Source organism: Pseudomonas sp. fls2-241-R2A-110 (genome assembly GCF_030209165.1).
In the GTDB taxonomy this organism is placed as follows: domain Bacteria; phylum Pseudomonadota; class Gammaproteobacteria; order Pseudomonadales; family Pseudomonadaceae; genus Aquipseudomonas.
The window spans coordinates 1-21,741 of sequence record NZ_JARVSN010000025.1 but is presented as its reverse complement, the minus strand read 5'-3'; the positions used below and the strand labels follow the sequence as shown (position 1 = coordinate 21,741).

The 21,741-nt window shown below is 58.3% G+C and carries 26 protein-coding genes and 1 pseudogene; 22 read left to right on the top strand and 5 right to left on the bottom strand.

Going from position 1 to position 21,741, the window contains the following annotated elements; genetic code table 11:
• The first annotated feature begins 56 nt into the window (after nucleotides 1-56).
• The 17 genes and pseudogenes from QRN31_RS20900 to QRN31_RS20820 all read left to right on the top strand — a co-directional run bounded on the left by QRN31_RS20900 (nucleotide 57) and on the right by QRN31_RS20820 (nucleotide 17,508).
• Complete coding sequence (locus tag QRN31_RS20900; protein WP_285434248.1) at nucleotides 57-1,220, top strand: acyl-CoA dehydrogenase family protein; 1,164 nt, start codon at nucleotides 57-59, stop codon at nucleotides 1,218-1,220.
• Nucleotides 1,221-1,240: 20 nt separating this feature from the next.
• Nucleotides 1,241-2,443, top strand: coding sequence for a CaiB/BaiF CoA transferase family protein (locus QRN31_RS20895; protein WP_285434246.1), 1,203 nt, complete (start codon nucleotides 1,241-1,243; stop codon nucleotides 2,441-2,443).
• Nucleotides 2,444-2,554: 111 nt separating this feature from the next.
• The gene (locus QRN31_RS20890) at nucleotides 2,555-3,397 is read left to right on the top strand and encodes an HTD2 family dehydratase (protein WP_285434245.1); all 843 of its coding nucleotides are present in this window, start codon (nucleotides 2,555-2,557) and stop codon (nucleotides 3,395-3,397) included.
• The gene (locus QRN31_RS20885) at nucleotides 3,394-4,209 is read left to right on the top strand and encodes an HpcH/HpaI aldolase/citrate lyase family protein (RefSeq protein ID WP_285434244.1); all 816 of its coding nucleotides are present in this window, start codon (nucleotides 3,394-3,396) and stop codon (nucleotides 4,207-4,209) included. The genes QRN31_RS20890 and QRN31_RS20885 overlap by 4 nt, the downstream gene beginning before the upstream one ends.
• An 81-nt stretch (nucleotides 4,210-4,290) precedes the next feature.
• Nucleotides 4,291-4,409, top strand: a pseudogene (locus QRN31_RS20880) (glutathione S-transferase); the annotation flags it as partial.
• Between the two features lie 174 nt (nucleotides 4,410-4,583).
• Nucleotides 4,584-5,573: an aldo/keto reductase gene (locus tag QRN31_RS20875; RefSeq protein ID WP_285434243.1), complete on the top strand. Its 990-nt coding sequence runs from the start codon at nucleotides 4,584-4,586 to the stop codon at nucleotides 5,571-5,573.
• Between the two features lie 106 nt (nucleotides 5,574-5,679).
• Nucleotides 5,680-6,672, top strand: a complete 993-nt coding sequence (locus QRN31_RS20870; protein ID WP_285434241.1) for an aldo/keto reductase — start codon at nucleotides 5,680-5,682, stop codon at nucleotides 6,670-6,672.
• A gap of 75 nt (nucleotides 6,673-6,747) precedes the next feature.
• Nucleotides 6,748-7,899 (top strand): (R)-mandelonitrile lyase, encoded by a 1,152-nt coding sequence (locus QRN31_RS20865; RefSeq protein WP_285434240.1) that lies wholly within the window; start codon nucleotides 6,748-6,750, stop codon nucleotides 7,897-7,899.
• A gap of 2 nt (nucleotides 7,900-7,901) precedes the next feature.
• Nucleotides 7,902-8,981, top strand: coding sequence for an alpha/beta hydrolase (locus QRN31_RS20860; protein WP_285434239.1), 1,080 nt, complete (start codon nucleotides 7,902-7,904; stop codon nucleotides 8,979-8,981).
• A gap of 43 nt (nucleotides 8,982-9,024) precedes the next feature.
• Nucleotides 9,025-10,080 (top strand): alpha/beta hydrolase, encoded by a 1,056-nt coding sequence (locus tag QRN31_RS20855; RefSeq protein ID WP_285434237.1) that lies wholly within the window; start codon nucleotides 9,025-9,027, stop codon nucleotides 10,078-10,080.
• Nucleotides 10,081-10,235: 155 nt separating this feature from the next.
• Nucleotides 10,236-11,129, top strand: coding sequence for a LysR family transcriptional regulator (locus QRN31_RS20850; protein WP_285434235.1), 894 nt, complete (start codon nucleotides 10,236-10,238; stop codon nucleotides 11,127-11,129).
• A 366-nt stretch (nucleotides 11,130-11,495) separates the two neighbouring features.
• A complete protein-coding gene (locus QRN31_RS20845) occupies nucleotides 11,496-12,347 on the top strand; it encodes a sugar phosphate isomerase/epimerase family protein (protein ID WP_285434223.1) in 852 nt (283 codons plus the stop codon).
• 14 nt (nucleotides 12,348-12,361) lie between these two features.
• Complete coding sequence (locus tag QRN31_RS20840; protein WP_285434222.1) at nucleotides 12,362-13,432, top strand: isopenicillin N synthase family dioxygenase; 1,071 nt, start codon at nucleotides 12,362-12,364, stop codon at nucleotides 13,430-13,432.
• 47 nt (nucleotides 13,433-13,479) lie between these two features.
• Entirely contained in the window at nucleotides 13,480-14,274 is a 795-nt protein-coding gene (locus QRN31_RS20835) for an ABC transporter substrate-binding protein (RefSeq protein WP_285434221.1), read from the top strand.
• Between the two features lie 63 nt (nucleotides 14,275-14,337).
• Nucleotides 14,338-15,885: an amino acid ABC transporter permease/ATP-binding protein gene (locus tag QRN31_RS20830; RefSeq protein WP_285434220.1), complete on the top strand. Its 1,548-nt coding sequence runs from the start codon at nucleotides 14,338-14,340 to the stop codon at nucleotides 15,883-15,885.
• Between the two features lie 45 nt (nucleotides 15,886-15,930).
• Complete coding sequence (locus tag QRN31_RS20825; protein ID WP_285434219.1) at nucleotides 15,931-16,719, top strand: SDR family oxidoreductase; 789 nt, start codon at nucleotides 15,931-15,933, stop codon at nucleotides 16,717-16,719.
• Between the two features lie 48 nt (nucleotides 16,720-16,767).
• Nucleotides 16,768-17,508 carry a Mut7-C RNAse domain-containing protein gene (locus tag QRN31_RS20820; protein WP_285434218.1) on the top strand — a complete coding sequence of 247 codons (741 nt, stop codon included), beginning with the start codon at nucleotides 16,768-16,770 and terminating at the stop codon, nucleotides 17,506-17,508.
• 24 nt (nucleotides 17,509-17,532) lie between these two features.
• On the opposite strand, the gene QRN31_RS20815 is transcribed toward QRN31_RS20820, so the two are convergent.
• A complete protein-coding gene (locus QRN31_RS20815) occupies nucleotides 17,533-18,249 on the bottom strand; it encodes a class I SAM-dependent methyltransferase (RefSeq protein WP_285434216.1) in 717 nt (238 codons plus the stop codon).
• A 251-nt stretch (nucleotides 18,250-18,500) separates the two neighbouring features.
• On the opposite strand from QRN31_RS20815, the gene QRN31_RS20810 reads away from it, so the two are divergent.
• From QRN31_RS20810 to QRN31_RS31455, 3 genes are all read left to right on the top strand, one after another.
• Nucleotides 18,501-18,689 (top strand): hypothetical protein, encoded by a 189-nt coding sequence (locus QRN31_RS20810; RefSeq protein WP_285434214.1) that lies wholly within the window; start codon nucleotides 18,501-18,503, stop codon nucleotides 18,687-18,689.
• Nucleotides 18,690-18,822: 133 nt separating this feature from the next.
• Nucleotides 18,823-19,074, top strand: a complete 252-nt coding sequence (locus tag QRN31_RS20805; protein WP_285434213.1) for a hypothetical protein — start codon at nucleotides 18,823-18,825, stop codon at nucleotides 19,072-19,074.
• 104 nt (nucleotides 19,075-19,178) lie between these two features.
• Nucleotides 19,179-19,409 (top strand): DUF6555 family protein, encoded by a 231-nt coding sequence (locus QRN31_RS31455; RefSeq protein WP_350310391.1) that lies wholly within the window; start codon nucleotides 19,179-19,181, stop codon nucleotides 19,407-19,409.
• 17 nt (nucleotides 19,410-19,426) lie between these two features.
• On the opposite strand, the gene QRN31_RS20800 is transcribed toward QRN31_RS31455, so the two are convergent.
• The 3 genes from QRN31_RS20800 to QRN31_RS20790 all read right to left on the bottom strand — a co-directional run bounded on the left by QRN31_RS20800 (nucleotide 19,427) and on the right by QRN31_RS20790 (nucleotide 20,376).
• The gene (locus QRN31_RS20800; protein WP_285434212.1) at nucleotides 19,427-19,648 is read right to left on the bottom strand and encodes a hypothetical protein; all 222 of its coding nucleotides are present in this window, start codon (nucleotides 19,646-19,648) and stop codon (nucleotides 19,427-19,429) included.
• 106 nt (nucleotides 19,649-19,754) lie between these two features.
• Complete coding sequence (locus QRN31_RS20795) at nucleotides 19,755-20,090, bottom strand: hypothetical protein (protein WP_285434211.1); 336 nt, start codon at nucleotides 20,088-20,090, stop codon at nucleotides 19,755-19,757.
• A gap of 67 nt (nucleotides 20,091-20,157) precedes the next feature.
• Nucleotides 20,158-20,376 carry a hypothetical protein gene (locus tag QRN31_RS20790; RefSeq protein WP_285434210.1) on the bottom strand — a complete coding sequence of 73 codons (219 nt, stop codon included), beginning with the start codon at nucleotides 20,374-20,376 and terminating at the stop codon, nucleotides 20,158-20,160.
• Between the two features lie 180 nt (nucleotides 20,377-20,556).
• On the opposite strand from QRN31_RS20790, the gene QRN31_RS20785 reads away from it, so the two are divergent.
• Complete coding sequence (locus QRN31_RS20785; protein ID WP_208667934.1) at nucleotides 20,557-20,796, top strand: hypothetical protein; 240 nt, start codon at nucleotides 20,557-20,559, stop codon at nucleotides 20,794-20,796.
• A gap of 13 nt (nucleotides 20,797-20,809) precedes the next feature.
• On the top strand, nucleotides 20,810-21,163 hold the full coding sequence (gene osmE, locus QRN31_RS20780; protein WP_285434208.1) for an osmotically-inducible lipoprotein OsmE: 354 nt from the start codon (nucleotides 20,810-20,812) through the stop codon (nucleotides 21,161-21,163).
• Between the two features lie 21 nt (nucleotides 21,164-21,184).
• Here the strand turns inward: osmE and QRN31_RS20775 are convergent, their stop codons facing one another.
• Nucleotides 21,185-21,532, bottom strand: a complete 348-nt coding sequence (locus QRN31_RS20775; protein WP_285434207.1) for a hypothetical protein — start codon at nucleotides 21,530-21,532, stop codon at nucleotides 21,185-21,187.
• Nucleotides 21,533-21,741 lie beyond the last annotated feature (209 nt).

Below are 21,741 nucleotides of genomic sequence, written 5' to 3'. Positions count from 1 at the left end.
CCCGGACCCGGTCACGCAGGGCTGATGCCATGCGTGACGCGTTGAGGAGAATAATAATGACTGACCGTAACTCTGAAGAACTCAATGCCATCCGCGAGGGCGTACGTGCTCTGTGCGCTGAATTCGATGCGGCTTACTGGCGCAAAGTCGACGAAGAAAAAGGCTTTCCGGAAACCTTCGTCAAGGCCCTGACCGATGCGGGTTGGCTGGCAGCGCTGATCCCTGCCGAATATGGCGGCTCCGGCCTTGGGCTGGCCGAGGCCTCGGTAATTCTAGAAGAAGTGAACCGCTGCGGCGGCAACTCCGGCACCGTGCACGGACAGATGTACAACATGTTCACCTTGCTGCGTCACGGCAGTGAGGCGCAGAAAAGCTATTACCTGCCGAAACTGGCCAGCGGTGAATTGCGCCTGCAATCGATGGCCGTGACTGAGCCCACCACCGGCACCGACACCACAAAGATAAAGACCACCGCCGTGCGCAAAGGTGACAAGTACGTGATCAACGGGCAGAAGGTGTGGATCTCACGCGTTCAGCATTCCGACCTGATGATCCTGCTAGCGCGTACTACTCCTTTGGCTGACGTGAAGAAAAAATCCGAAGGCATGTCGATCTTCCTCGTGGACCTGCGTGAAGCCATCGGTAACGGTCTGACCGTGCAGCCAATTGCCAACATGGTCAACCACGAGACCAACGAGTTGTTCTTCGACAACCTGGAAATCCCCGCTGACAGCCTGATCGGTGAGGAAGGCAAAGGTTTCCGCTACATCCTCGACGGACTGAACGCCGAGCGCACCCTGATCGCCGCCGAATGCATCGGTGACGGCCGCTGGTTTATCGAGAAGGCCAGTGCCTATGCCTGCGACCGCGTGGTGTTTGGGCGCCCGATCGGGCAGAACCAGGGCGTCCAGTTCCCCATCGCTGAAGCGCACATCGAGATTGAAGCCGCTGACCTGATGCGCTGGCGTGCATGCGAGGAATACGACAGCGGTATCAACGCCGGGGCCAGCGCCAATATGGCCAAATATCTTGCGGCGAAAGCCTCCTGGGAAGCCGCCAATGCGTGCTTGCAGACCCATGGTGGTTTTGGTTTTGCCTGCGAGTACGACGTCGAGCGCAAATTCCGTGAAACCCGTCTGTATCAGGTGGCGCCCATCTCCACCAACCTGATCCTGTCGTACGTCGCCGAACACCTGCTCGAACTGCCGCGCTCTTTCTAAAAGCAAGAGAGAAAAAAATCATGAGCCAGCCCAACGGCCTACGTCCGCTCGATGGCATTACCGTCGTCAGCCTTGAACATGCCATCGCAGCGCCCTTCTGCACCCGACAACTGGCCGATCTCGGCGCACGTGTCATCAAGGTCGAACGCCCCGGTACGGGTGACTTCGCCAGAGGTTACGACCAACGCGTCAACGGCCTCGCCTCTCACTTCGTCTGGACCAATCGCTCGAAAGAAAGCCTGACCCTCGACCTGAAACAAGAGTCGGCCACCGACGTGCTGGACAGTTTGCTGGCTACGGCCGATGTCCTGGTGCAGAACCTGGCGCCGGGAGCATCTGCGCGAATGGGCCTGTCTTTCGAGGTGCTGCACCAGCGGTTTCCGCGCCTGATCGTTTGTGACATTTCAGGCTATGGCGCAGGCGGCCCCTATGAAAAGAAAAAAGCTTATGACCTGTTGATCCAGAGTGAAGGCGGCTTTCTATCGGTCACCGGAGGACCGGGTGAGAATGAAATGGCCAAGGCAGGTTGCTCGATTGCTGACATCGCGGCGGGCATGTACGCCTACACCGGAATTCTTTCAGCACTGCTGTTGCGGGGACGCACTGGTGAAGGTAGCCACCTCGATGTGTCGATGCTGGAAAGCCTGGTCGAGTGGATGAATTACCCAATGTACTACGCCTACGACGGCGCACCTCCTCCACCTCGAGCAGGTGCCGCGCACGCCACCATTTACCCCTACGGCCCCTTCCCCATCGGTGACGGCTCCACCGTGATGCTGGGTTTGCAGAATGAGCGCGAATGGCAGCTGTTTTGCGACAAGGTACTGCTGACGCCTGAACTGGCGAAAGACAAACGCTTCTCTGCCAATTTCAAGCGCGTCGAGAACCGTTCGGCGCTGCGAGCACTCATCGTCGAATCGTTCTCCACTCTCAATTTCGATGCCGTGTTTGATCGGTTGGAGCATGCGCTAATTGCCAACGCTCGCGTCAACGACATGCAAGGTGTCTGGGACCATCCGCAACTTCAGGCACGTGATCGCTGGCGTGAAGTAGAAACCTCTGCCGGCACCGTCCCGAGCTTGATACCTCCTGGCAGCAACAGCGCATTCGAGCCTCGTATGGATGCCGTACCGGGCCTCGGCCAGCACACCGAACAGGTGCTCAGGGAACTAGGGCTGGGCACGGATCGTATTGAACAAATGCGCGCAGCCGGGGCGATTTAGCCTTGATCTGAAAACAAGATGCCTGCCTGCAACGCTTGGTGGCGGACTGGTTCGAAGCAATACCCGAAATGGCCGCCCTGGCCTGATGATTGACCGACAGGAGCAATGGATATGAGCAGTCCCGATTTTTCCGCCTGGATTGGCCGCCGCCAGGAAAGCCAGGACCGAATCAGCTTGAACCTGGTTAAACGAATGGCCGCGACATTGAGCGAAGAGGCGCCGCAACCCGGCGAACCACTGCCGCCGCTGTGGCATTGGGCATTCTTTCAAGAACCCGTTATGGCCAGCGAACTGGGCCCGGATGGTCATCCAGCGCTCGGCGGATTCCTGCCACCGGCCCATAACCGCAATCGCATGTGGGCCGGCAGCCGAATTGAGTTCTATCAACCGCTGAAGGTAGAGGCTGAGGTGACCTGTATTTCGACCATTCTCAATGTCGAAGAGAAGCACGGTCGCACCGGCTCGTTACTGTTCGTCACGGTACGCCACGAGTATTTCCAGGACGGCCAGCGTGCACTTCAGGACGAGCAGGACATCGTCTACCGGGAACCCACTCCACCAAAATTGAGCGGCACCGAAGCGCTCCCCGAAGGCCAGTGGCATGAACAGGTCGAGCCTTCCCCGACCCTGCTGTTCCGTTATTCCGCCGTCACCTTCAATGGCCATCGAATTCACTACGACTGGCCCTACGTCACCGAAACCGAAGGCTACCCGGGGCTGGTGGTGCATGGCCCTCTGATCGCGACACTGAACTTACGTGCTTTCACCCGAGCGCGCCCGACTGCACGATTGGAGCGTTTCACCTTTCGTGGGCTTCGCCCGCTGATTTCGCCTCAGCAATTCGAAATCGGTGGACGTTTGATCGACCGCGGCAAGGCGCAGGTCTGGGCAGGCAATCAGGACGGGGTCGCGCAGCTAGGCGAAGTCCAGTTCAGCGAAGGAGAAACACCATGAGTCCATCGATTGTTCGCTCTGCCCTGTTTGTACCGGCGACTCGTGCGGAGCGCATCTCCAAAGCCATCGCCAGCGGCGCGGACCGGGTCATTGTCGATCTGGAAGACGCCGTGCAGGAAAACCTCAAGGAACAGGCCAGGGATAATTTGGAACGCTTCCTGAGTGAAAATCCGGGCGCGCGGATTCTGGTTCGCGTGAATGCGCCGGATCATTGGGCGCACGCTGCCGATCTGGAAATTTGCCGACGTTATGCCGGCGTGACTGCCCTACTGCTGCCCAAAGCAGAAAGCGCGGCGCAAGTCGCTGCCGCAGCTCGCAGTGAAAAGCCGATCTGGCCGATCATTGAAAGCGCCAAAGGCTTGGCTGCCCTTAACGAGATTGCCAACGCTCAAGGCGTTGAACGCTTGTCGTTCGGTAGCCTCGATCTAGGTCTGGACCTGAACCTGACCACCGGCAGCCCTGCCGCCGAAGAGATACTCAGTCACGCCCGCTACGCCGTATTAATCTGCACGCGGGTGGCCGGTCTTTCACCGGCGCTGGACGGCGTCTTCCCCTCAATCCAGGACACCGCTGGTCTGCACAATGCCGTCCAGTTCGCCCGTGACATGGGCTTTGGTGGTGCGCTATGCATCCATCCAAGCCAAGTGGCGATCATCCATCAAGCGTTAAAACCCAGCCCGGAGGAACTGCACTGGGCGCAACGGATTATCAACGCGGCGAGTTCAGGAGAAGGTGTCTTCACACTTGATGGGCAAATGGTGGATGCGCCGGTCATCGGTCGTGCTCGCTCCATTCTCCGACGCGCCACCTGACGCCAGGGCGGCGTCTTTGCCTTGAGGCTGCATATTCATTCATGGCTTACAGGACGGAGGCATCATTTCCAGCCTACCCCGCTAACCGGCAAAACACCGCCGAGCGAGGCATCATCCATATGATGACCAAACGTGCGGAAATTGAATTCCTGGATGCTGTCAGCGTTTATTTCAATCACGCCACCCTCGGGTTGGCACCGGACACTAATGAACACAGCTCATAGGTCCTTGCCGATTTACCCATCTAGTTTCACCAACCGCCCTCCCTTAGTGTGTTCACAGCGCAATTGCACACGCCGCTCCAGGCAAAGTGCAGTCTGTTCTTAACTTCTGGCGTTCGGCTTCAAGCCGCTCGCCAGGCAGGGAGATCCACAATGCAAAAGCGGAAACTCGGAAACAGTTCTCTTGAAGTCTCGGCCTTGGGACTCGGTTGCATGGGCCTCAGTCATGGCTATGGCGCCGCTACCGACACCGGGGAAGCCATCTCGCTGATCCGCGCGGCGGTCGATCACGGCGTGACTTTTTTCGACACTGCCGAGGTCTACGGCCCCTACCTGAACGAGCAAGTGGTAGGTGAGGCACTGGCCCCCGTGCGCGATCAAGTCGTCATTGCCACCAAGTTCGGCTTCACCTTTGGCGCGGACAACAAACAGCAGATCCTCAACAGTCGCCCGGAACATATCCGTGTCGCGGTCGAGGGCTCGCTGCGCCGTTTAAAGACAGACTTCATCGATTTGCTCTACCAGCACCGAGTCGATCCAGACGTTCCCATCGAAGAGGTCGCGGGGGTGGTCAAGGCGCTGATCCAGGAAGGCAAGGTCAAGCACTTCGGCCTGTCGGAAGCGGGCGCGCAAACCATTCGCCGGGCCCACGCGGTACAGCCGGTCACGGCGCTGCAAAGCGAATACTCCCTGTGGTGGCGTGAGCCGGAGCTGGAAATACTGCCGACACTCGCGGAGCTGGGAATCGGCTTCGTGCCTTTCAGCCCGTTGGGCAAGGGTTTTCTCACCGGAACCGTGTCGGCGGATGCTTCATTCGGCAGCGACGATTTCCGCAGCATTGTGCCTCGCTTCAGCAAGGAGGCCCTGCACGCCAATCAGGGTCTGGTGGTGTTGATCCGCGAGATTGCGGCACAGAAGGAGGCGACCCCGGCGCAGATCGCGCTGGCCTGGTTGCTCGCAAAGGCGCCGTGGATCGTTCCTATCCCCGGGACGACCAAACTGCATCGCCTGGAAGAAAATATCGGCAGCGTGTCCCTCTCGCTCTCGGAGGCCGAACTTCAGGCAATCGAGTCGACACTCTCGCAGATCCATATCCAGGGCGACCGCTATCCCGAATCTCTGAAGGCACGTGTCGGGCGCTGACGGCAACGGGCATGAACACCCTTCGCCCCACGGTCGTCACTGCCCTCGCCAGCTCGCCCTTCAACCACCACTGATGGGCACTCAATTTCTTTACTGGAGTAGATCAATGAAAACTCGCACGCTGGGTAATGGCCTGCAAGTGTCGGCACTGGGTCTTGGGTGCATGAGCATGACGTCGGCGTATGGGCCTGCTGCCGACAAGCAGGACATGATCAAGCTGATCCGTACCGCTCATGATCGCGGCGTCACCATGTTCGATACCGCCGAGGCTTACGGCCCCTTCAGCAATGAGGCGCTACTGGGTGAGGCCCTGCAGCCGATTCGCGACCAGGTCGTTATAGCCACCAAGTTCGGTTTCGACATCGATCTGATCACCGGCGAACGCAGCGGCGGTACCAACAGTCGCCCGGAGCATATCCGGGCGGTGGCCGAAGCTTCGTTGAAACGCCTGCGCACTGACCGCATTGATCTGTTTTACCAGCACCGCGTCGATCCAGCCGTGCCGATCGAAGACGTAGCCGGCACCATCAAGGACTTGATCGCCGAAGGCAAGGTCAAGCATTTCGGTCTCTCAGAGGCGGGTGTCGAGACGATTCGCCGGGCCCATGCGGTTCAGCCAGTGACGGCCGTACAGAGCGAATATTCACTCTTCTGGCGTGGCCCGGAGCTCGAGCTTTTGGCTGTGCTGGAGGAGCTGGGCATTGGTTTTGTGCCCTTCAGCCCGCTCGGCGCAGGTTTCCTGACCGGCAAAATTGACGAGAACACGCAGTTCGAAGCATCCGACTTTAGAAACGCCGTACCCCGTTTTTCTGTGGAGGCGCGCAAGGCTAACCTGGCGTTGGTCGAGGTGGTAAAAGCTGTCGCCCAGCGTAAAAACGCGACCCCGGCACAGGTAGCACTGGCCTGGCTGATGGCACAGAAGCCGTGGATCGTGCCGATTCCCGGCACGACGAAACCGCATCGCCTGGAAGAAAACCTTGGGGCTATCGAACTGGATCTGACCCGTGAGGATCTGCGCTTGATCAACGAGCAGACGTCCCGGATCCAGGTGCAAGGGGATCGGTTGCCCGAGCCTGCGCTGAAGATGACCGGGCTCTGAATCCATCACGGTGAGAGCGGCAGCGCTTTTGAAAAAGCTTCACTGTCGACTCACCCTTTTGCAGGGACGCCCTATATGAAAACACTGATTGCACCACTGGTTGCCTTGGCGCTCCTGACCGGAGAAGCCTGCGCCCAAACCGCCAACGAAGTGCGCATCAGCCGTGCGGGCTCTCAGCCTTCAATCGAAGGCGCTGCAGATAACTTCACGGGCACAGTGCATGTCGATGGCCTTTTCAAGGCTGAGCCCCCTGCCCGCGTCGGCGGTGGCACGGTGACTTTTGAACCCGGTGCGCGCACGGCTTGGCACACCCATCCGCTGGGGCAGACGCTGATCGTCACCGCCGGCATGGGCTACGTGCAGCAGGCAGGTGGTCCACGTCAGGAGATCCGGCCGGGGGATATCGTCTGGATCCCGCCCAACGTGCGCCATTGGCATGGTGCCACGGCGACTACCGGCATGACCCACATCGCCATCGCCGAAGCCGAAGACGGCAAATCCGTCACCTGGGCAGAGAAGGTTTCAGACAAGGACTACGCGGACCCATCGAAGTCGACCGGCAAGCTGCCCGATACACAATCCGCGTCAGACACGCTGTCCGCCAGACAACAAGCCATTCCGTTGATCGCCGCCGCCATGGCCGTCAGCGATAGGCCCAGGCTCAACGCCGCCTTGGGCCAAGGCCTGGACGCTGGCCTGACGGTCAGCGAAACCCGGGAAATCCTCGTGCAGCTATACGCCTATGTGGGTTTCCCGCGCAGCCTCAACGCGCTGGATGAGCTGATGAAACTGGTGCAGGCGCGCAAACAGCGTGGCATCGACGACGCGCCGGGGCGTGAACCCGGCCGCGCGATTCCAACCGGTGCTGCCTTGCTTGCTGCAGGCACGGCCAACCAAACCCGGATCTCCGGCGGACCGGTCAAAGGCCCGGTGTTCGAGTTCGCGCCCGTCATCAACCAGTTCCTGCAAACCCATTTGTTCGGCGACATCTTCGAGCGCGACAACCTCGATTGGCAAAGCCGGGAACTGGCCACCGTCGGCGCGCTGGCCGCAACCCCGGGTGTGGAGTCGCAGTTGCGCTCGCATATGCGGGCGAGCATGCGGGTCGGGTTGAGCGCCTCGCAGTTACAGCACGTCACTGAGCTGCTGGCCGAGCACATGGATGAACAAACGGCCAAGCGTGCAAGCGCAGCACTGACGCAGGCACTCGCCGCGTCTGGAGGTTGAAGATGAAGATCGGAAAAAATCTGCTGGGCATCGCCCTGCTCGGCTTGCTTGCCGCCTGCGCAACTCAGGGCTCCAGTAACGCCAATGGCCCCTTGCTGATTCAGCAACAAGGCAGCTTCACCGCTGGCGGGACGATGACCACGGCGCCTGGCCTGTTCGATCCGCGCAAACCGATGGAACCGAACGGCCAGACCTACCATGGCGACCATGCCTACGCGTTCTACCAGATTCCGGTCAATGCCCGAAAACTGCCCATCGTCATGTGGCACGGCGCGGGCCAGTTCTCCAAGACCTGGGAAACCACCGCCGATGGTCGCGAAGGTTTCCAGAACATCTTCCTGCGCCGTCAGTTCGGCGTGTATCTGATCGATCAACCGCGTCGCGGTAATGCCGGCCGCAGCATGGTCGAGGCCACGCTCAAGCCGACGCCGGACGAGCAGCTCTGGTTCAACCAGTTCCGTATCGGCCTGTGGCCCAACTATTTCAAAGGTGTGCAGGTGGCTCAGGATGCGCAAACCCGCGAACAGTTTTTCCGCGCAATGACGCCCAATACCGGCCCCTTCGACATGGCAGTGGTCTCAGCTGGGGTGTCGGCGCTGTTTGACAGGATTGGCCCGGGCATCCTGTTCACTCACTCCCAGGGTGGTGGGCCAGGTTGGCTGACCGCGATCAAGAACGACAAGGTCAAGGCGATTGTGGCGTTCGAGCCCGGCAGCAGTTTTGTCTTTCCGGAAGGTGAAGTGCCCGCACCGATTCCCAGCGCGTTCGACACCGTGCAGGGAGCGGCAGTGCCACTGGCGCAGTTCATGGCGCTCACGCGGATTCCGATCCTGGTCGTTTACGGCGACAACATCCCTGAGCAGGCCGTCGACCTGCCCGCCCAAGACAGCTGGCGTGCCCGACTGAGCATGGCTCGAACGTGGCGCGACACGGTCAACAGGCATGGCGGCGACGTCACGCTGATCCATCTGCCGCAGATCGGTATCAAGGGCAATACCCATTTCCCCATGTCGGACTTGAACAACGTACAGATCGCGGACCTGGTCTCCAGATTCCTCGCCGAAAAGAGCCTGGACCGATGAGGGGCTGCACCGCTGCGTTGCTTGAACACACAGGAGACTTCACATGAGAAACACAATTTTGAAAGCCACGCTCATGGCTGCAATGGCCAGCGTCTGCGGTGGCGAGGCCATCGCCGCTGACTATAAAAAGAATCCCTTTACCTTGGTCTACGACGGTGCGATCAGCAAGAATGAGCCCGGCAAGGTCAATATCCATCCGGTCAGCTACAAGCTCAATGGCCTGGATATAGCGGCCAACGTTTATACCCCGGCCAACTACGACCCCAAGAAAGCCTATCCAAGTATCGTCGTCGCGCATCCCAATGGCGGGGTGAAAGAGCAAGTGGCAGGTCTTTATGCGCAACGCCTGGCGGAACAAGGCTATATCACCATCACGGCAGATGCCGCTTACCAGGGCGCCAGCGCAGGACAACCGCGCAGTGTCGACAAACCGGCATCGCGTATTGAAGACATTCATGGCATGGCGGATTTCATTACCCAGTATGCCGGCGTCGACGGCAAGCGCCTGGGCCTGCTCGGCATCTGTGGCGGCGGCGGGTATTCCCTGGCTGCGGCTGAAACCGACAAACGCTTCAAGTCGCTGGCGACGGTGAGCATGTTCAACTCAGGGCGGGTTCGCCGCAATGGCTACGCCGACTCGCAACTGGACACCCTTGAGCAACGCTTGCAACAGGCCTCGGCGGCTCGCGCCAAGGAAGCGGCCGGCGGCGAAATCCTCTATTCAGGGGATGCCAATCTGACGGATGAGCAGATCGCGAAATTGCCATTCGATCTCTACCGCCAAGGCTACGAGTACTACTGGAAGACTCACGCCCATCCCAACTCGACCTTCAAGTACACCACGAGCAGTTTGCTCGACCTGATGCGCTTCGACGCCACCCAGCAGATCGACCTGATCCGCCAGCCGTTACTGATGATTGCCGGCAGCAAGGCCGACAGCCTGTACATGACCGAAGATGCGTTCGCCAAGGCCACAGGCACCCAAGACAAGGAACTGTTCAAGATCGACGGGGCAACCCATATCGAAACCTATTGGGTTCCACGCTATGTCGACACGGCCATAGACAAGCTCTCCGGGTTTTACGCCAGAACGCTGTGATCCCAGACTTCACCCGGGTTCGTTCTATCACCCTCGGCCGGGAAGCCATTTCCCGGCACGCCTGTTCCCGCGCCTTTGCTACAAAAAATGCGTGCACTCCATTGGGGCATGCTTACATGCAGTAATGCCCCGCCTCTCATGAGAGTCTCTCAGCAATGTCCCGAGCCAATCTCAATGACCTCCAGGCCTTCGTGGTCATCACCCGCGAGGGCAGCTTTACACGCGCGGCCGCACAACTGGGGGTCTCGCAATCCGCCCTCAGCCACACGATGCGCGCCCTCGAAACCCGACTCGGTGTTCGGCTGCTGACTCGCACCACACGCAGCGTGTCACCGACCGAAGCGGGTCAGCGGCTGTACCTGTCCATGGCGCCGCGCTTTGAGGAAATCGAACTTGAATTGGCCGCCGTCAGCGAGTTTCGCGATACCCCGGCAGGCAATGTGCGGATCTCGGCTTCGGAGCATGCCGCGAACAATATTCTGTGGCCAAAACTGTTGAAAGTGCTTCCAGACTATCCAGACATCAAGGTCGAAATCACGGTCGACTACGCCCTTTCCGACATCGTCGCGCAGCGCTATGACGCAGGCGTGCGGCTGGGCGATCAAGTGGCCAAGGACATGATCGCTGTGCCCATCGGCCCTGCGTTGCGGATGGCGGTTGTCGGCTCCCCCGAGTATTTCAAGCGGCGATCACCGCCGACAGTGCCAGGCGATCTCGCCGAACACAGTTGCATCAATCTGCGTCTGCCGACCCACGGCAGCCTCCTGCAATGGGATTTCGAGAAGGACGGTCACGAGCTGAAGGCACGCGTCGAAGGTCAGTGGACGTTCAACAGCAGCCTGCCCATCCTGCGCGCGGCAGTCGCGGGCTGCGGATTGGCGTTCCTGCCAGAAGATATGGTGACGAAGGAAATTGGCGACGGGAGTCTGTTGCGGTTTCTGGAGGATTGGTGCCAGCCCTTCCCCGGTTACCATCTCTACTACCCAAACCGCCGCGAGCACTCGTCAGCGTTTGGCGTGGTCGTTGATGCGCTGCGTTACAAGCGCTGAATCTTCACTCTTCGACGGCCCTTGTCGCTTGGGACTCTTCAAAATAATGCCGTAACAGTGGCACCTCGCGCTGATAGCCAACGCAGACACGTATGCACCCAGCAAATTCCTCTTGGCAAGCCAGATAAGTAGCTAGCTATTTGTTAATGAAAGTCTGAAGTATTCATTTGAACTTTCAGATTCTTTCGTCGCCCGGCCTGTGCCTAACATCGGCTCCACAGCGAACCCGCCTGGTATCGCTCAGTGGATCAGATTTACGCAGAGATCCAGACCTGAAGTCCTCTGCCCCGCTGACCATTGATCGCTTGGTGACTTGGCGCCGTTGAAGTGCTTTTGCAGTAGGCCCTGGATTTTTGAGGATCACCGATGAAGCTGGAAATTTTCCGCACGCTGTGGGGTTACACCGCCAGCAAGGCTCAGGCGCTTGAGGAGTTGCTGCAAGCGGGCTTTGATGGCATGGAAGCACGCCTGCCACTGGACGCCCGTGAGCGGGCTGAGTTTGGCGCCTTTCTCCAGGCCAATCGCCTGGGCTATATCAGCACCGTCTTCACCGCGTACGACGTGCTGCCGGACCAGTCGGCAACGCCTGCCGTGCACCTCAATGACCTCGACCAGAAACTCGCCTGGGCTGCTGAACTCGGTCCACGTTTCGTCAACGTGCTGGCGGGCAACGACCGCTGGACCTTGCCACAACAAGTGGAGTTTTTTGGCCAGGCGCTGGACCTGGCGCGCAAGCACGGACAGGTCTGCAGTTTCGAAACGCACCGCTCGCGTTCACTGTTCAACCCTTGGGTGACCCTGGAGTTGATCCGGCAACTGCCCGATCTGCTGTTCACCAGTGACATCAGCCATTGGGTCGTGACCTGCGAGCGCCTGTTGAACGACCCGGCCGATGACCTGAGCGCTTTCGTCGAGCGGGTTCACCATATTCAGGCTCGGGTCGGTTACGACCAGGGCCCGCAGGTTCCGCACCCGGCAGCGCCCGAGTACGCAAAAGAACTGGCGTTCCATCAACAGCATTGGGAAAGCATCTGGCGATCGCAGCAAGCGCGCGGTTACCAGGTCAGCACCCTGACCCCGGAATTTGGCGCCGACGGCTACCTGCACCATTTGCCCTTCACCAATGTCCCGGTCGCCGACCTGTGGTCGTTGAACGTGTGGATGGGCCAGACCGAGCGCAAACACTTCGAGCGTTTCCACCACCCAAGCCATCCTTAGGGAGCCGATGCGTCATGCCTGACAATAAAAACAACAGCGCCAGCACTGACCCACAAAAAGCCAATTTCAACAGCATCCCGGTGGTCAACATCGCCGGTCTGTTCAGTGTGGAACTGGAACACCGTCTCGCCGTGGCCGAAGAATTGGGGCGCGCCGCCAGCGAAGTCGGGTTCCTCTATATCACCGACCACGGTATCGACCCGCAACTGATCGCCAACCTGCGCCAGGCAGCCAAGGACTATTTCGACCAGTCCCTGGACACCAAAATGCGGCACTACATCGGCACCTCGCAAACCCACAAGGGCTTTGTGCCCGAAGGCGAAGAGGTCTATTCCAAAGGCAAGCCAGACCACAAGGAAGCCTTCGACGTCGGCTTCGAAGTCCCGGCCAATGACCCGCTGGTGCTAGCCAACACCCCGCTGCTGGGGCCCAACGACTGGCCACAGCTGCCGGGTTTCAAGCCGGCGGTGCAGGCCTACTACGAAGCGATCTTCGCCCTCGGCCGGCGCCTGTTCAGCGGCTTTGCCCTGACCCTGGGCCTGGAAGAAAACTACTTCGACAGCCTGGTCACCCGACCGCCGTCCAAACTACGCCTGATCCACTACCCGTTCGACGGTGCAGCCCATGACGCACCGGGACTTGGCGCCCATACTGATTACGAGTGTTTCACCATTCTCCTGGCCGACAAACCCGGCCTTGAGGTGATGAACAACCTCGGAGAGTGGATCGATGCACCACCGATTGCCGATGCCTTTGTGGTCAACATCGGCGACATGCTGGAGGTGATGACGGCAGGCGCATTCGTTGCCACCGCGCACCGGGTACGCAGCGTGAAAGAAGAGCGTTATTCCTTCCCGCTGTTTTATGCCTGCGACTATCACACCCAGATCAAACCACTGCCAGGGTTCGCCCAGGAAGGCAACGATTACGAAGAGATCACGATCGGCGAACACATGTATGGCCAGGCGCTGCAGACCTATCAGTATCTGCGTCACAGGGTGGCCAATGGGGAAGTTCAACTGCCAGGCAAGGCACGCAAGCCCGCCAGTTTCGGACATTTGAAAAATCAGGCTCAACCGTCCTGATTGAAGTTTTCAGCCACATCCCTTACCTACGCCGGAGTCAGTGAAAAATGAAAAACAACAAAAAAAATCTGTTGAGCTTGGCTGTATTGGCAGCCGGAATGCTCGGTGCCTCCGTGAGCATGGCTGCGGCAGATACGTTCAAGGTCGGCATGGAAATCACCTACCCGCCTTTCGAGTCCTATGACAAAGACAAGAACGTGGTGGGTTCGGACCCTGAGCTGGCAGCGGCATTGGCCAAGCACATGAACGCCAAGGTGGAGTTCGTCGACACCAAGTTCCCGAGCCTGATCCTGGGCTTGAATTCCGCCAAGTACGACGCGGTCATTTCCGGCATGTACATCACGCCGGAGCGCCAGACTCAGGCCCAGACCATCGCCTATGCCAACACCGGTGCCGCGGTCATGGTGCCCAAGGGCAGCGAGATCAATGCGAAAAAACCTGAAGACCTGTGCGGCTTGAAACTGGGCCTTGAACAGGGCACGACCTGGGTCAAGGAATTCAGGAAGCTGTCTGATGACTACTGCGTGCCGAACAACAAAGGCGCGATCACCGTCAGCGAATACCCTTCGGCGCCTGAAGTGACCCAGGCCCTGTTGTCCAAGAACATTCAGGCCCAGGTTGAAATCGCCGGCGCCGCCAAAATGATCGCGGAAAAAACCAATGGGCGCGTCGTGATTACCACCGAGCACCCGATTTATCAGCAAACCCTGGGCATCTTCGTCAAGAAAGGTAACGACGAAACCTTCAAGGCCATGCAAACGGCCTTCGAGGAGACCAAAAAGAGCGGTGAATACGCCGCCATTCTTAAAAAATATGGCTTGGAAGAACCGACTGCCAACTAAGAATTTGTCCTTATAGATTGGTCATCTGCCTCCCCGCTTCGGGGCGGCAGATCGAGGTGTCCCATGCAATTCGATTGGTCGTATTTTCTCTCGCTGTTCTCCCTTCCGGACTTCTGGCATGCCTGCATAACAGTCATCCAACTCAGTGCCCTGGCCTGGTTCATCGGCATGCTGCTGGGTTTCGTCCTGGCCACGGCCAAGCTGTCCCAATCGCCCTTGCTGCGCATTCCCGCAGCGGTCTACATCTGGTTCTTTCGCAGCATCCCGTTGCTGGTGCTGGTGGTGTTCGTCTACAACCTGCCGCAATTGTTTCCCGGTAGCGGACCGATTCTGTCCAATCCCTTCTACTCCGGTTTGCTGGCCCTGGTAGTCACCGAAGCGGCGTACATGGCGGAAATCCATCGTGGTGGTCTGATTTCCGTGGCCAAGGGCCAGAAAGAAGCCGGGCGCGCATTGGGCGTCGGCCTGCTCGGCATGCAACGCTTGATCGTGATCCCCCAGGCATTCCGTATTTCGCTGCCCACCTTGATCAATGAATACATCACGGTGGTCAAGCTGACATCGTTGGTCTCGGTCATCTCCCTGACCGAAATTCTCACCGTCGGGCAACGTCTCTACGCCACTAACTTCCTGGTCATGGAAACCCTGGCGGCGGTCGGCGTGTACTACGTGTTGATCGTCACCGTCTTCGGCTTCTTCCTGCAGCGTCTGGAGCGCTACCTGGACCTGAATTTCCGTAAGCCGCATACACTCGACGCGGCCGCCATCGCCAAGCTCAAGGCCTGTGCCGAAGCATTGCCCGACAGCGCGCGCAAAGCCGCCGGCACCAATGCGACGCCCATCCTGCAACTCAAGAACATCCAGAAGAGCTATGGCACGCACAAAGTGCTGCTGGGCATCGACCTGAATGTCCAATACGGCGAAGTGGTCTCGATCATCGGGCCATCCGGCTCTGGCAAAACGTCGCTGATCCGCACGGTCAACGGCCTGGAAAGCATCGATACCGGTGACATTCTGTTGTTCGGCGAAAAATTCATCGAAGCCTCGGACAAACCCAACAGCTCGCGCCTGCGCAAAGGCGTGCGCCACATCGGCATGGTGTTCCAGAACTTCAACCTGTTCCCGCACCGCACCATTCTCGACAACGTCACGCTGGCCCCGCGTTACCACGGCCAGCCGGGCGAGCTGAGCGAACATCGTGCTTATGCGCTACTGGACAAGGTCGGCCTGCTGGCCCATGCCCACAAGTACCCGCACCAGCTCTCCGGCGGACAGCAACAGCGCGTGGCGATCGCTCGGGCCCTGGCCATGGAGCCGCAGATCATGCTGTTCGACGAGCCGACCTCGGCCCTCGACCCGGAACTGGTCAACGACGTGCTCAACGTGATCCGCGACTTGGCCAAAGAAGGCATGACCATGGTGATCGTGACCCACGAAATGGACTTTGCGATGTCGATTTCCGATCGGGTGATTTTCATGGAAAACGGCAATATTCAACTCGATGCCGCGCCTGAAACCATACGCTGCGATGCCGAAGGAGAACGCGTTCGACGCTTTATGGGGATCGGTGTTCGAGCGCCAAACACGCCGGTCGCAGCGGATCATGCATGATCAGGCAACCCCTTTTTTGAGCTTCGTTCTTTCAGGAAAACACGCATGAACCTTGGAATCGCAGGACGTTGGGCGCTGGTGTGCGCCGCCAGCAAAGGTCTGGGTAAAGCTTGCGCACAGGCACTCGTCCACGAAGGCGTGAACGTGGTAATCACGGCACGAGGCGAGCAGACGCTGAATGAAACAGCCCGTCAGCTCAGAGCGATCAATCCTGAGGTGACCGTCATCGCCGTCGCCGGAGACATTTCGACGCCTGAAGGCCGGGCCGCAGCACTCAACGCCCATGAGCATTTCGATATCTTGATCAACAACGCTGGCGGCCCTCCTCCCGGGGATTTTCGCGAATGGAACCGCGACGCCTGGCTCAAGGCGCTGGATGCCAACATGCTCACGCCCATCGAGTTGATCAAGGCAACCGTGGACGGTATGGCGGCTCGCGGATTTGGCCGGATCATCAACATCACCTCGAGTGCCGTGAAGTCCCCCATCGAAAGCCTGGGCCTGTCCAATGGTGCTCGCAGTGGTCTGACGGGATTCATCGCAGGGCTGGCCCGGCAAGAAAACATTGCCAGTCGCAACGTGACGATCAACAACCTGCAACCCGGCTCCTTCGACACTGATCGACTGCGTGACAACCTGGTCGCCGCGGCCCAGGAGATGGGGCAAGACAGTGAGGCATTCCTAGACGAATGCCGCAGCGAAATCCCTGCCAAACGCTTCGGCACACCCGAGGAATTCGGAGCGCTGTGCGCCTTCGTTTGCAGCCATCATGCAAGCTACCTGACCGGGCAGAACTTGCTGATCGACGGTGGAGCGATCCGCTCCAGCCAATAGTGACAGCAGGCGGGGCGGCGATTGAGCTGCCCTGCCATACTGTTGAGCATGACCCGTGCAACCTTCCGCTTCTACGAGGAGCTCAACGATTTCCTGCCGGCCGAACGGCGGCGGCAGTCATTCACCTGCGAGTGCGCGCGAGGGGCGACGGTCAAGCACATGATCGAGGCGCTCGGGATACCGCACACGGAGGTCGAACTGGTGTTGCTCAACGGCGAGTCAGTGGGCTTCGAACGGTTGATCTTCGACGGTGACCGGCTGGCGGTGTATCCCAAATTCGAAGCGCTGGATATCAGCCCGTTGCTAAAGGTTCGCGCGCAACCGCTACGGGTGCTGCGCTTCATCGCCGATGCGCACCTGGGCGGACTTGCCAGCCTGCTGCGCATGAGCGGCTTCGACACCCTCTACGACAACGGCTTCGAGGATGGCCAGATCGCCGAGATCGCGGCGCACCAAGGACGCATCGTGCTGACCCGCGACCGCGATTTGCTCAAGCGGCGCATCATCAGCCACGGCTGCTACGTGCATGCCCTGAAACCGTCCCTGCAACTGCGCGAAATCTACGAGCGCCTCGACCTGGCGCGAAGCGCGCGGCCCTTCAGCCTGTGCCTGCATTGCAATCTGCCGCTGCACGAGATCAGCCCGGAACTGGCCCGGGCGCGAGTCCCGCCCCGCGTTGGCGCCCTCTATTCGCACTTCGTGCGCTGCGACGCTTGCCAGCGAATTTACTGGGAGGGTTCCCACTGGCGCGGCATGTGTGCACTGCTGGCACCGCTACTGGATCGATAGGCAGACATCGGCCGGCTGCGTTGCTCAAGCCACTTTGCACGTTAACCACGCCCCCCAGAAAAGGCTGCTAAAAAAACGGGTTGCGTCGCCAAATCCTGCGTCATGCAACAGCTTTTGAACCGCCGCTTCGGAATGCGGAGGATCGGCGCCTTGAAGAATTTTCCCAAGCTTGGCCTTTACCTCGTCCGGGCTGGCGCCATGCTGCCGCCAACGCTGCCCCCAGGCGGCCAGCAGCAACGGCTGACTCGCATAAGCGTATTGGTTGCCCGCGACAATCAGTGGCGCATCCGGTTTTAGATGAGCCCGAATGGACCGTAGAATGTGTCGCTTGGCGTCGTCCCCTTCAAGATGATGCAGCACGCCGATCAGGGTGGCTGCGTCGTATGATTCGTCTGCTGCCAGGTCTTCAACATGCCCAAGATGCAGGGTTGTTCTTTCAAGCAAGTTGTTGGCTTCCAACTGCTGCTTCGCGGCCTCCAGCATCGGCTCGGACGGATCAACGGCGGTGAAGCGCCAACCGGGTTCAAGCCTGGCCATGGCAATAATTTCCTGTGCCGTACCACCAGCGCCCACCACCAGTATTTTTGCCGAGTCTGCAGGGCCAAGGCTTGCCGCCAGCATACAGGCCGCCAAGTCCTGGCAAGCGTCGTATCCGGCGAGTGCAATACGGCTCTGCCGGCCGTAATCATTGGCCCGGGAGGTATCAAATTTTTCGGCGGCGTTGAGTGAGGATATTTTCAAGGCGGTTCTCCATGTCCTGAAATCAAGCTACGCCACACGTTCAAATAATAAAAATTCATTAATTTTATGTGCTGCATTCCTGTCAGGAATGGACGGCTAAAACCTTTAGCGCTCTGGCGCAACGCTCGCTGTGAAAATCAAGCGCACCATTGCAGTGCAAATTCTTGGCGAAAATCCGTTTCCTCAACTAGGGTATTTACCGAACCCAAACTGCCTGATTCATTGGCGGTCGCCTGATCAAGGAGAGATAGATGACATCCATTCCTCAAGCTGAAAAAACCTATCGCACCTGGTCCAGCCCGATACTCCTTGAACTCAAGAAGCGAGAGCATCAGCTAGAGCCTGTCGCGCGGCAGGCTCTGCAAAATATCCTGCTCGAGAGAAGGTTGATAAATGCCAGCAATCCTTCTGGCCTGGATCGGCGCCAACCAACCTCCTGACGGCTCTCCACAGCCGGCATCGACCCGCCCTTTTCTGCGGACGGCCTGTTCATCGGATACTTCAGGCGCACCCTTGCGGTAGTGGCCAGTAGCCGCTACACGTTAAGGGGAATTCGAAAAGGAGTACGTGAAGATGATTCCAAGATTCGCTGTTGTTCCTGCAATCCCCACGGAAACGGGATCGACGCGCAACGGATCGCGCTTCTACTGCAAAACTGCATCGATCGGATTCAACCTTTATGACAATGAAGAAAAGCGACGACTACCCACTCACTATGCAACCAGGGAAGACGCCGACAAGGAATGCTTGCAGCTCAACGATGAGTGCCTTCAATGCATGCGGGTTGAGCGCTCCGGCGTCAACTCGCCAAAATATCGAACATGACGGGATAAAAAACTTCGCGTTTCGAGGAAGTTGATAAAAGTCCGAAAACCGAGGGAACTGGCACTACGCCACTAATGTCGTAGTGGCAGCACCAGGAGAATCGGATGATCCGCCGTCGACATTTTCAAATCACTTACAGCCTAAAAAAGAGTCGTCATATTTTTGTTCAACCCGACTCACACATGACCGACGCCGACGCATGGTATTACGCATGCCTGCACTCGGGGATCGGGCTTTCGTATGGGGAAAACCACGATCAGCAAAACGAAGAAGCGCTTCGAGTCCACGCCCAGTCGTCAGGGTTGATACAGGTCAGTTGGGAGGAACTGCCATAAAGGCAGGCATGGATCACCTAAGTGCCGCCGTCCACGCTTTCTATGGCTTTTGAAAATGCCGTGCCCGCTTGCCGCACCAACTCGCGCCATTCCGCACTGTTGATCAGCCCGGTACGCTCCATCTCGTCAGCAGCCTTGAGCAACTCGTCGTACTGTTCTTCGCAATCCATACGAAGTTGCGGCTCGTTCAAGATTTTGTACCAGGTATCCAGGGCATTTTTTTTCAAATCGTCATTCATCGCCACACTTCCAAGGACAGTCTTTCTCTTGGAAGGCGCCTGATCGGTCAGTGTTCCTCGGCTCCGACATACGGCACTGATAAATGAAGTCGCCATTGAGCGATCTCTACAAGCAGCTGCGAACCGCCTTGCGCATCGCGTCCGACTTGGCCCACGGTGGTCCCTGATACAGCGAAATGCGACTGCCGTCCTTATATTTCACAATGTCCAGAATCTCGTCAGCCGTGATAATGCTCGGCGCTTTGATCCGGTAGCCATTGGAAATCGGGGTCTGAGTCGTTTTGGAGATTTGCTGCTGCCACAGCGGTAGAACGCAGGCGGCATAGTCCTTGGGTATCTTGTTACTGTATTTGCTGAGGTTAGGCTCGCCTGGCACCAGGGATGCCGGCAACGAACAACCTGCCAGCATCACCACCGCAATTCCCCCAATCCACATCCGCATGACGCTTCCTTATCCCGAAAAACGGGAAATGTAGCGCGTAGCGGTCCAGACATCCATCGGAATAACGTCAGGAGTTGATGTTGTTCTCACCAGGGCCTGGGTATGACCTTTTGTTCAAATACGTCATCCATCGTTCATACGCTTCATGTTGCCATTGAGTGACCCGTTCCCACTCCGGGCCGCTTAGTTGATGGGCAGAAATCAGTTTCATCATTTCCGTGGTTGCAGCGTCCAGATCAACAATCAACTCATGCGCATGAAATCTGAAATCATCGGTATTCGACATTTGATATGGCCTCGCCCTAGCGAAAATTCACTTCATCACTACGACATCACGCTGGCTCAAACCCACTCATCTTCCCGACCAATGGAAGCCCTTCCCTCTCCCGTGGATCAGACGAACACACATTTCGCCCCAGCCAAATGGGACTACGCTTTTCTTAGCGGAGTATTGCAGGAGATCATCATGTGGCTTAGCGAAGATGAGAACCAACTTCGGCGTGACCTGCAAGGCGTTGCGTCGGACCTGAGGTGGTCGGCAGTGGAACTCTTGCGCATAGCAGAGCAGTTGCGCCTGGCCGGTAATGATGTGGATGCACAAGCAACGCAGAAGCTGTGCGAATTGTTTCAAGGTGATGAAGAGCGACTGGCGGGTTATGCCGAAGAAGTCAAAGCAAAGGTGATCAGACGAACGAAAGCTCACTGACGGGAGCGTTGCCATGAACACGCCTCTATTGGCGCTGGTTGTTGTGCTGGCGGCGACGGCTGGCTGCAGCAGTGATTCACATGTCTATCGTGATCAGCCGCTGGTTGCCAAAGTCGAGACCGGGATGAGCAAGGATCAGGTCGAGCAAATTGGCGGCCAGCCTTCAGCGATAAGCGAACGCACCGTGGTGCCTGGCACCTGTTTTGATTACAAGCTCAAGCAGGCCGGCCAACAGAAGCCGTACAACATCAGCTTCGATGACCGGGGCAAGGTCGACCACAAAAGCTTCATGACCTGTGCGGAATGGAGCAACGCACAACAGAGAGCCAGGGAGCCCTCGCACAGTACGGGCGGCGGGGGTTACTGAACGGCTCGCTGTGCTTTCCCGTTAACTGGAAACGGGATGGTTACAGGTGTTCCGCCATTTATCCGCGAACGTAATGATGGCGCTGCTCTTGAGCTCAGGCGTATCGAGGACAGGCTGGCTGTACGCTTCGTTGATCAGCATCGCGCCTAACTTGTCGTGGTCAGGGTTACCCGATTTCACCGCCAGCAGACTGGCCTTGGACTCGCCATTCTGGCGAGACTGCATGATCGAGCCGGCCAATGTACGGAAGGCATCGCAAACCGTTTGATTGGTCTGGATCTCACCTTGCGTCTGGGCGTGCGCCAGACTCATGCCAGCAAAAGAAATAGCCGACATCACTGCCAGAACAGTCCAACGCACTTTAAACATGAATTCGTCCCTGGATAAAAAGCGCCACCCTATCACCTGAATCGTGCGTTTAAAATCCTCCTCAGACGGGGTTTTCGACAAACAAAGTCCCGGTTTACCGTAATGCGGTTCGCTTAAGAAAGTTTTGGGGTTGGGTACATATCCGTTTCTGCGTTAACGGCGGCTATTGGTTCCGCCCTGACGGCGGGTCACTTGGAAGAGCGCCAAGT

Excerpts from the sequence above, each read along its gene's own strand:
- QRN31_RS20900 (WP_285434248.1), top strand. The coding sequence starts at position 57 with ATGACTGACCGTAACTCTGAAGAACTCAATGCCATCCGCGAGGGCGTA.
- QRN31_RS20895 (WP_285434246.1), top strand. The coding sequence starts at position 1,241 with ATGAGCCAGCCCAACGGCCTACGTCCGCTCGATGGCATTACCGTCGTC.
- QRN31_RS20890 (WP_285434245.1), top strand. The coding sequence starts at position 2,555 with ATGAGCAGTCCCGATTTTTCCGCCTGGATTGGCCGCCGCCAGGAAAGC.
- QRN31_RS20885 (WP_285434244.1), top strand. The coding sequence starts at position 3,394 with ATGAGTCCATCGATTGTTCGCTCTGCCCTGTTTGTACCGGCGACTCGT.
- QRN31_RS20875 (WP_285434243.1), top strand. The coding sequence starts at position 4,584 with ATGCAAAAGCGGAAACTCGGAAACAGTTCTCTTGAAGTCTCGGCCTTG.
- QRN31_RS20870 (WP_285434241.1), top strand. The coding sequence starts at position 5,680 with ATGAAAACTCGCACGCTGGGTAATGGCCTGCAAGTGTCGGCACTGGGT.
- QRN31_RS20865 (WP_285434240.1), top strand. The coding sequence starts at position 6,748 with ATGAAAACACTGATTGCACCACTGGTTGCCTTGGCGCTCCTGACCGGA.
- QRN31_RS20860 (WP_285434239.1), top strand. The coding sequence starts at position 7,902 with ATGAAGATCGGAAAAAATCTGCTGGGCATCGCCCTGCTCGGCTTGCTT.
- QRN31_RS20855 (WP_285434237.1), top strand. The coding sequence starts at position 9,025 with ATGAGAAACACAATTTTGAAAGCCACGCTCATGGCTGCAATGGCCAGC.
- QRN31_RS20850 (WP_285434235.1), top strand. The coding sequence starts at position 10,236 with ATGTCCCGAGCCAATCTCAATGACCTCCAGGCCTTCGTGGTCATCACC.
- QRN31_RS20845 (WP_285434223.1), top strand. The coding sequence starts at position 11,496 with ATGAAGCTGGAAATTTTCCGCACGCTGTGGGGTTACACCGCCAGCAAG.
- QRN31_RS20840 (WP_285434222.1), top strand. The coding sequence starts at position 12,362 with ATGCCTGACAATAAAAACAACAGCGCCAGCACTGACCCACAAAAAGCC.
- QRN31_RS20835 (WP_285434221.1), top strand. The coding sequence starts at position 13,480 with ATGAAAAACAACAAAAAAAATCTGTTGAGCTTGGCTGTATTGGCAGCC.
- QRN31_RS20830 (WP_285434220.1), top strand. The coding sequence starts at position 14,338 with ATGCAATTCGATTGGTCGTATTTTCTCTCGCTGTTCTCCCTTCCGGAC.
- QRN31_RS20825 (WP_285434219.1), top strand. The coding sequence starts at position 15,931 with ATGAACCTTGGAATCGCAGGACGTTGGGCGCTGGTGTGCGCCGCCAGC.
- QRN31_RS20820 (WP_285434218.1), top strand. The coding sequence starts at position 16,768 with ATGACCCGTGCAACCTTCCGCTTCTACGAGGAGCTCAACGATTTCCTG.
- QRN31_RS20810 (WP_285434214.1), top strand. The coding sequence starts at position 18,501 with ATGACATCCATTCCTCAAGCTGAAAAAACCTATCGCACCTGGTCCAGC.
- QRN31_RS20805 (WP_285434213.1), top strand. The coding sequence starts at position 18,823 with ATGATTCCAAGATTCGCTGTTGTTCCTGCAATCCCCACGGAAACGGGA.
- QRN31_RS31455 (WP_350310391.1), top strand. The coding sequence starts at position 19,179 with ATGATCCGCCGTCGACATTTTCAAATCACTTACAGCCTAAAAAAGAGT.
- QRN31_RS20800 (WP_285434212.1), bottom strand. The coding sequence starts at position 19,648 with ATGAATGACGATTTGAAAAAAAATGCCCTGGATACCTGGTACAAAATC.
- QRN31_RS20795 (WP_285434211.1), bottom strand. The coding sequence starts at position 20,090 with ATGCGGATGTGGATTGGGGGAATTGCGGTGGTGATGCTGGCAGGTTGT.
- QRN31_RS20790 (WP_285434210.1), bottom strand. The coding sequence starts at position 20,376 with ATGTCGAATACCGATGATTTCAGATTTCATGCGCATGAGTTGATTGTT.
- QRN31_RS20785 (WP_208667934.1), top strand. The coding sequence starts at position 20,557 with ATGTGGCTTAGCGAAGATGAGAACCAACTTCGGCGTGACCTGCAAGGC.
- osmE (WP_285434208.1), top strand. The coding sequence starts at position 20,810 with ATGAACACGCCTCTATTGGCGCTGGTTGTTGTGCTGGCGGCGACGGCT.
- QRN31_RS20775 (WP_285434207.1), bottom strand. The coding sequence starts at position 21,532 with ATGTTTAAAGTGCGTTGGACTGTTCTGGCAGTGATGTCGGCTATTTCT.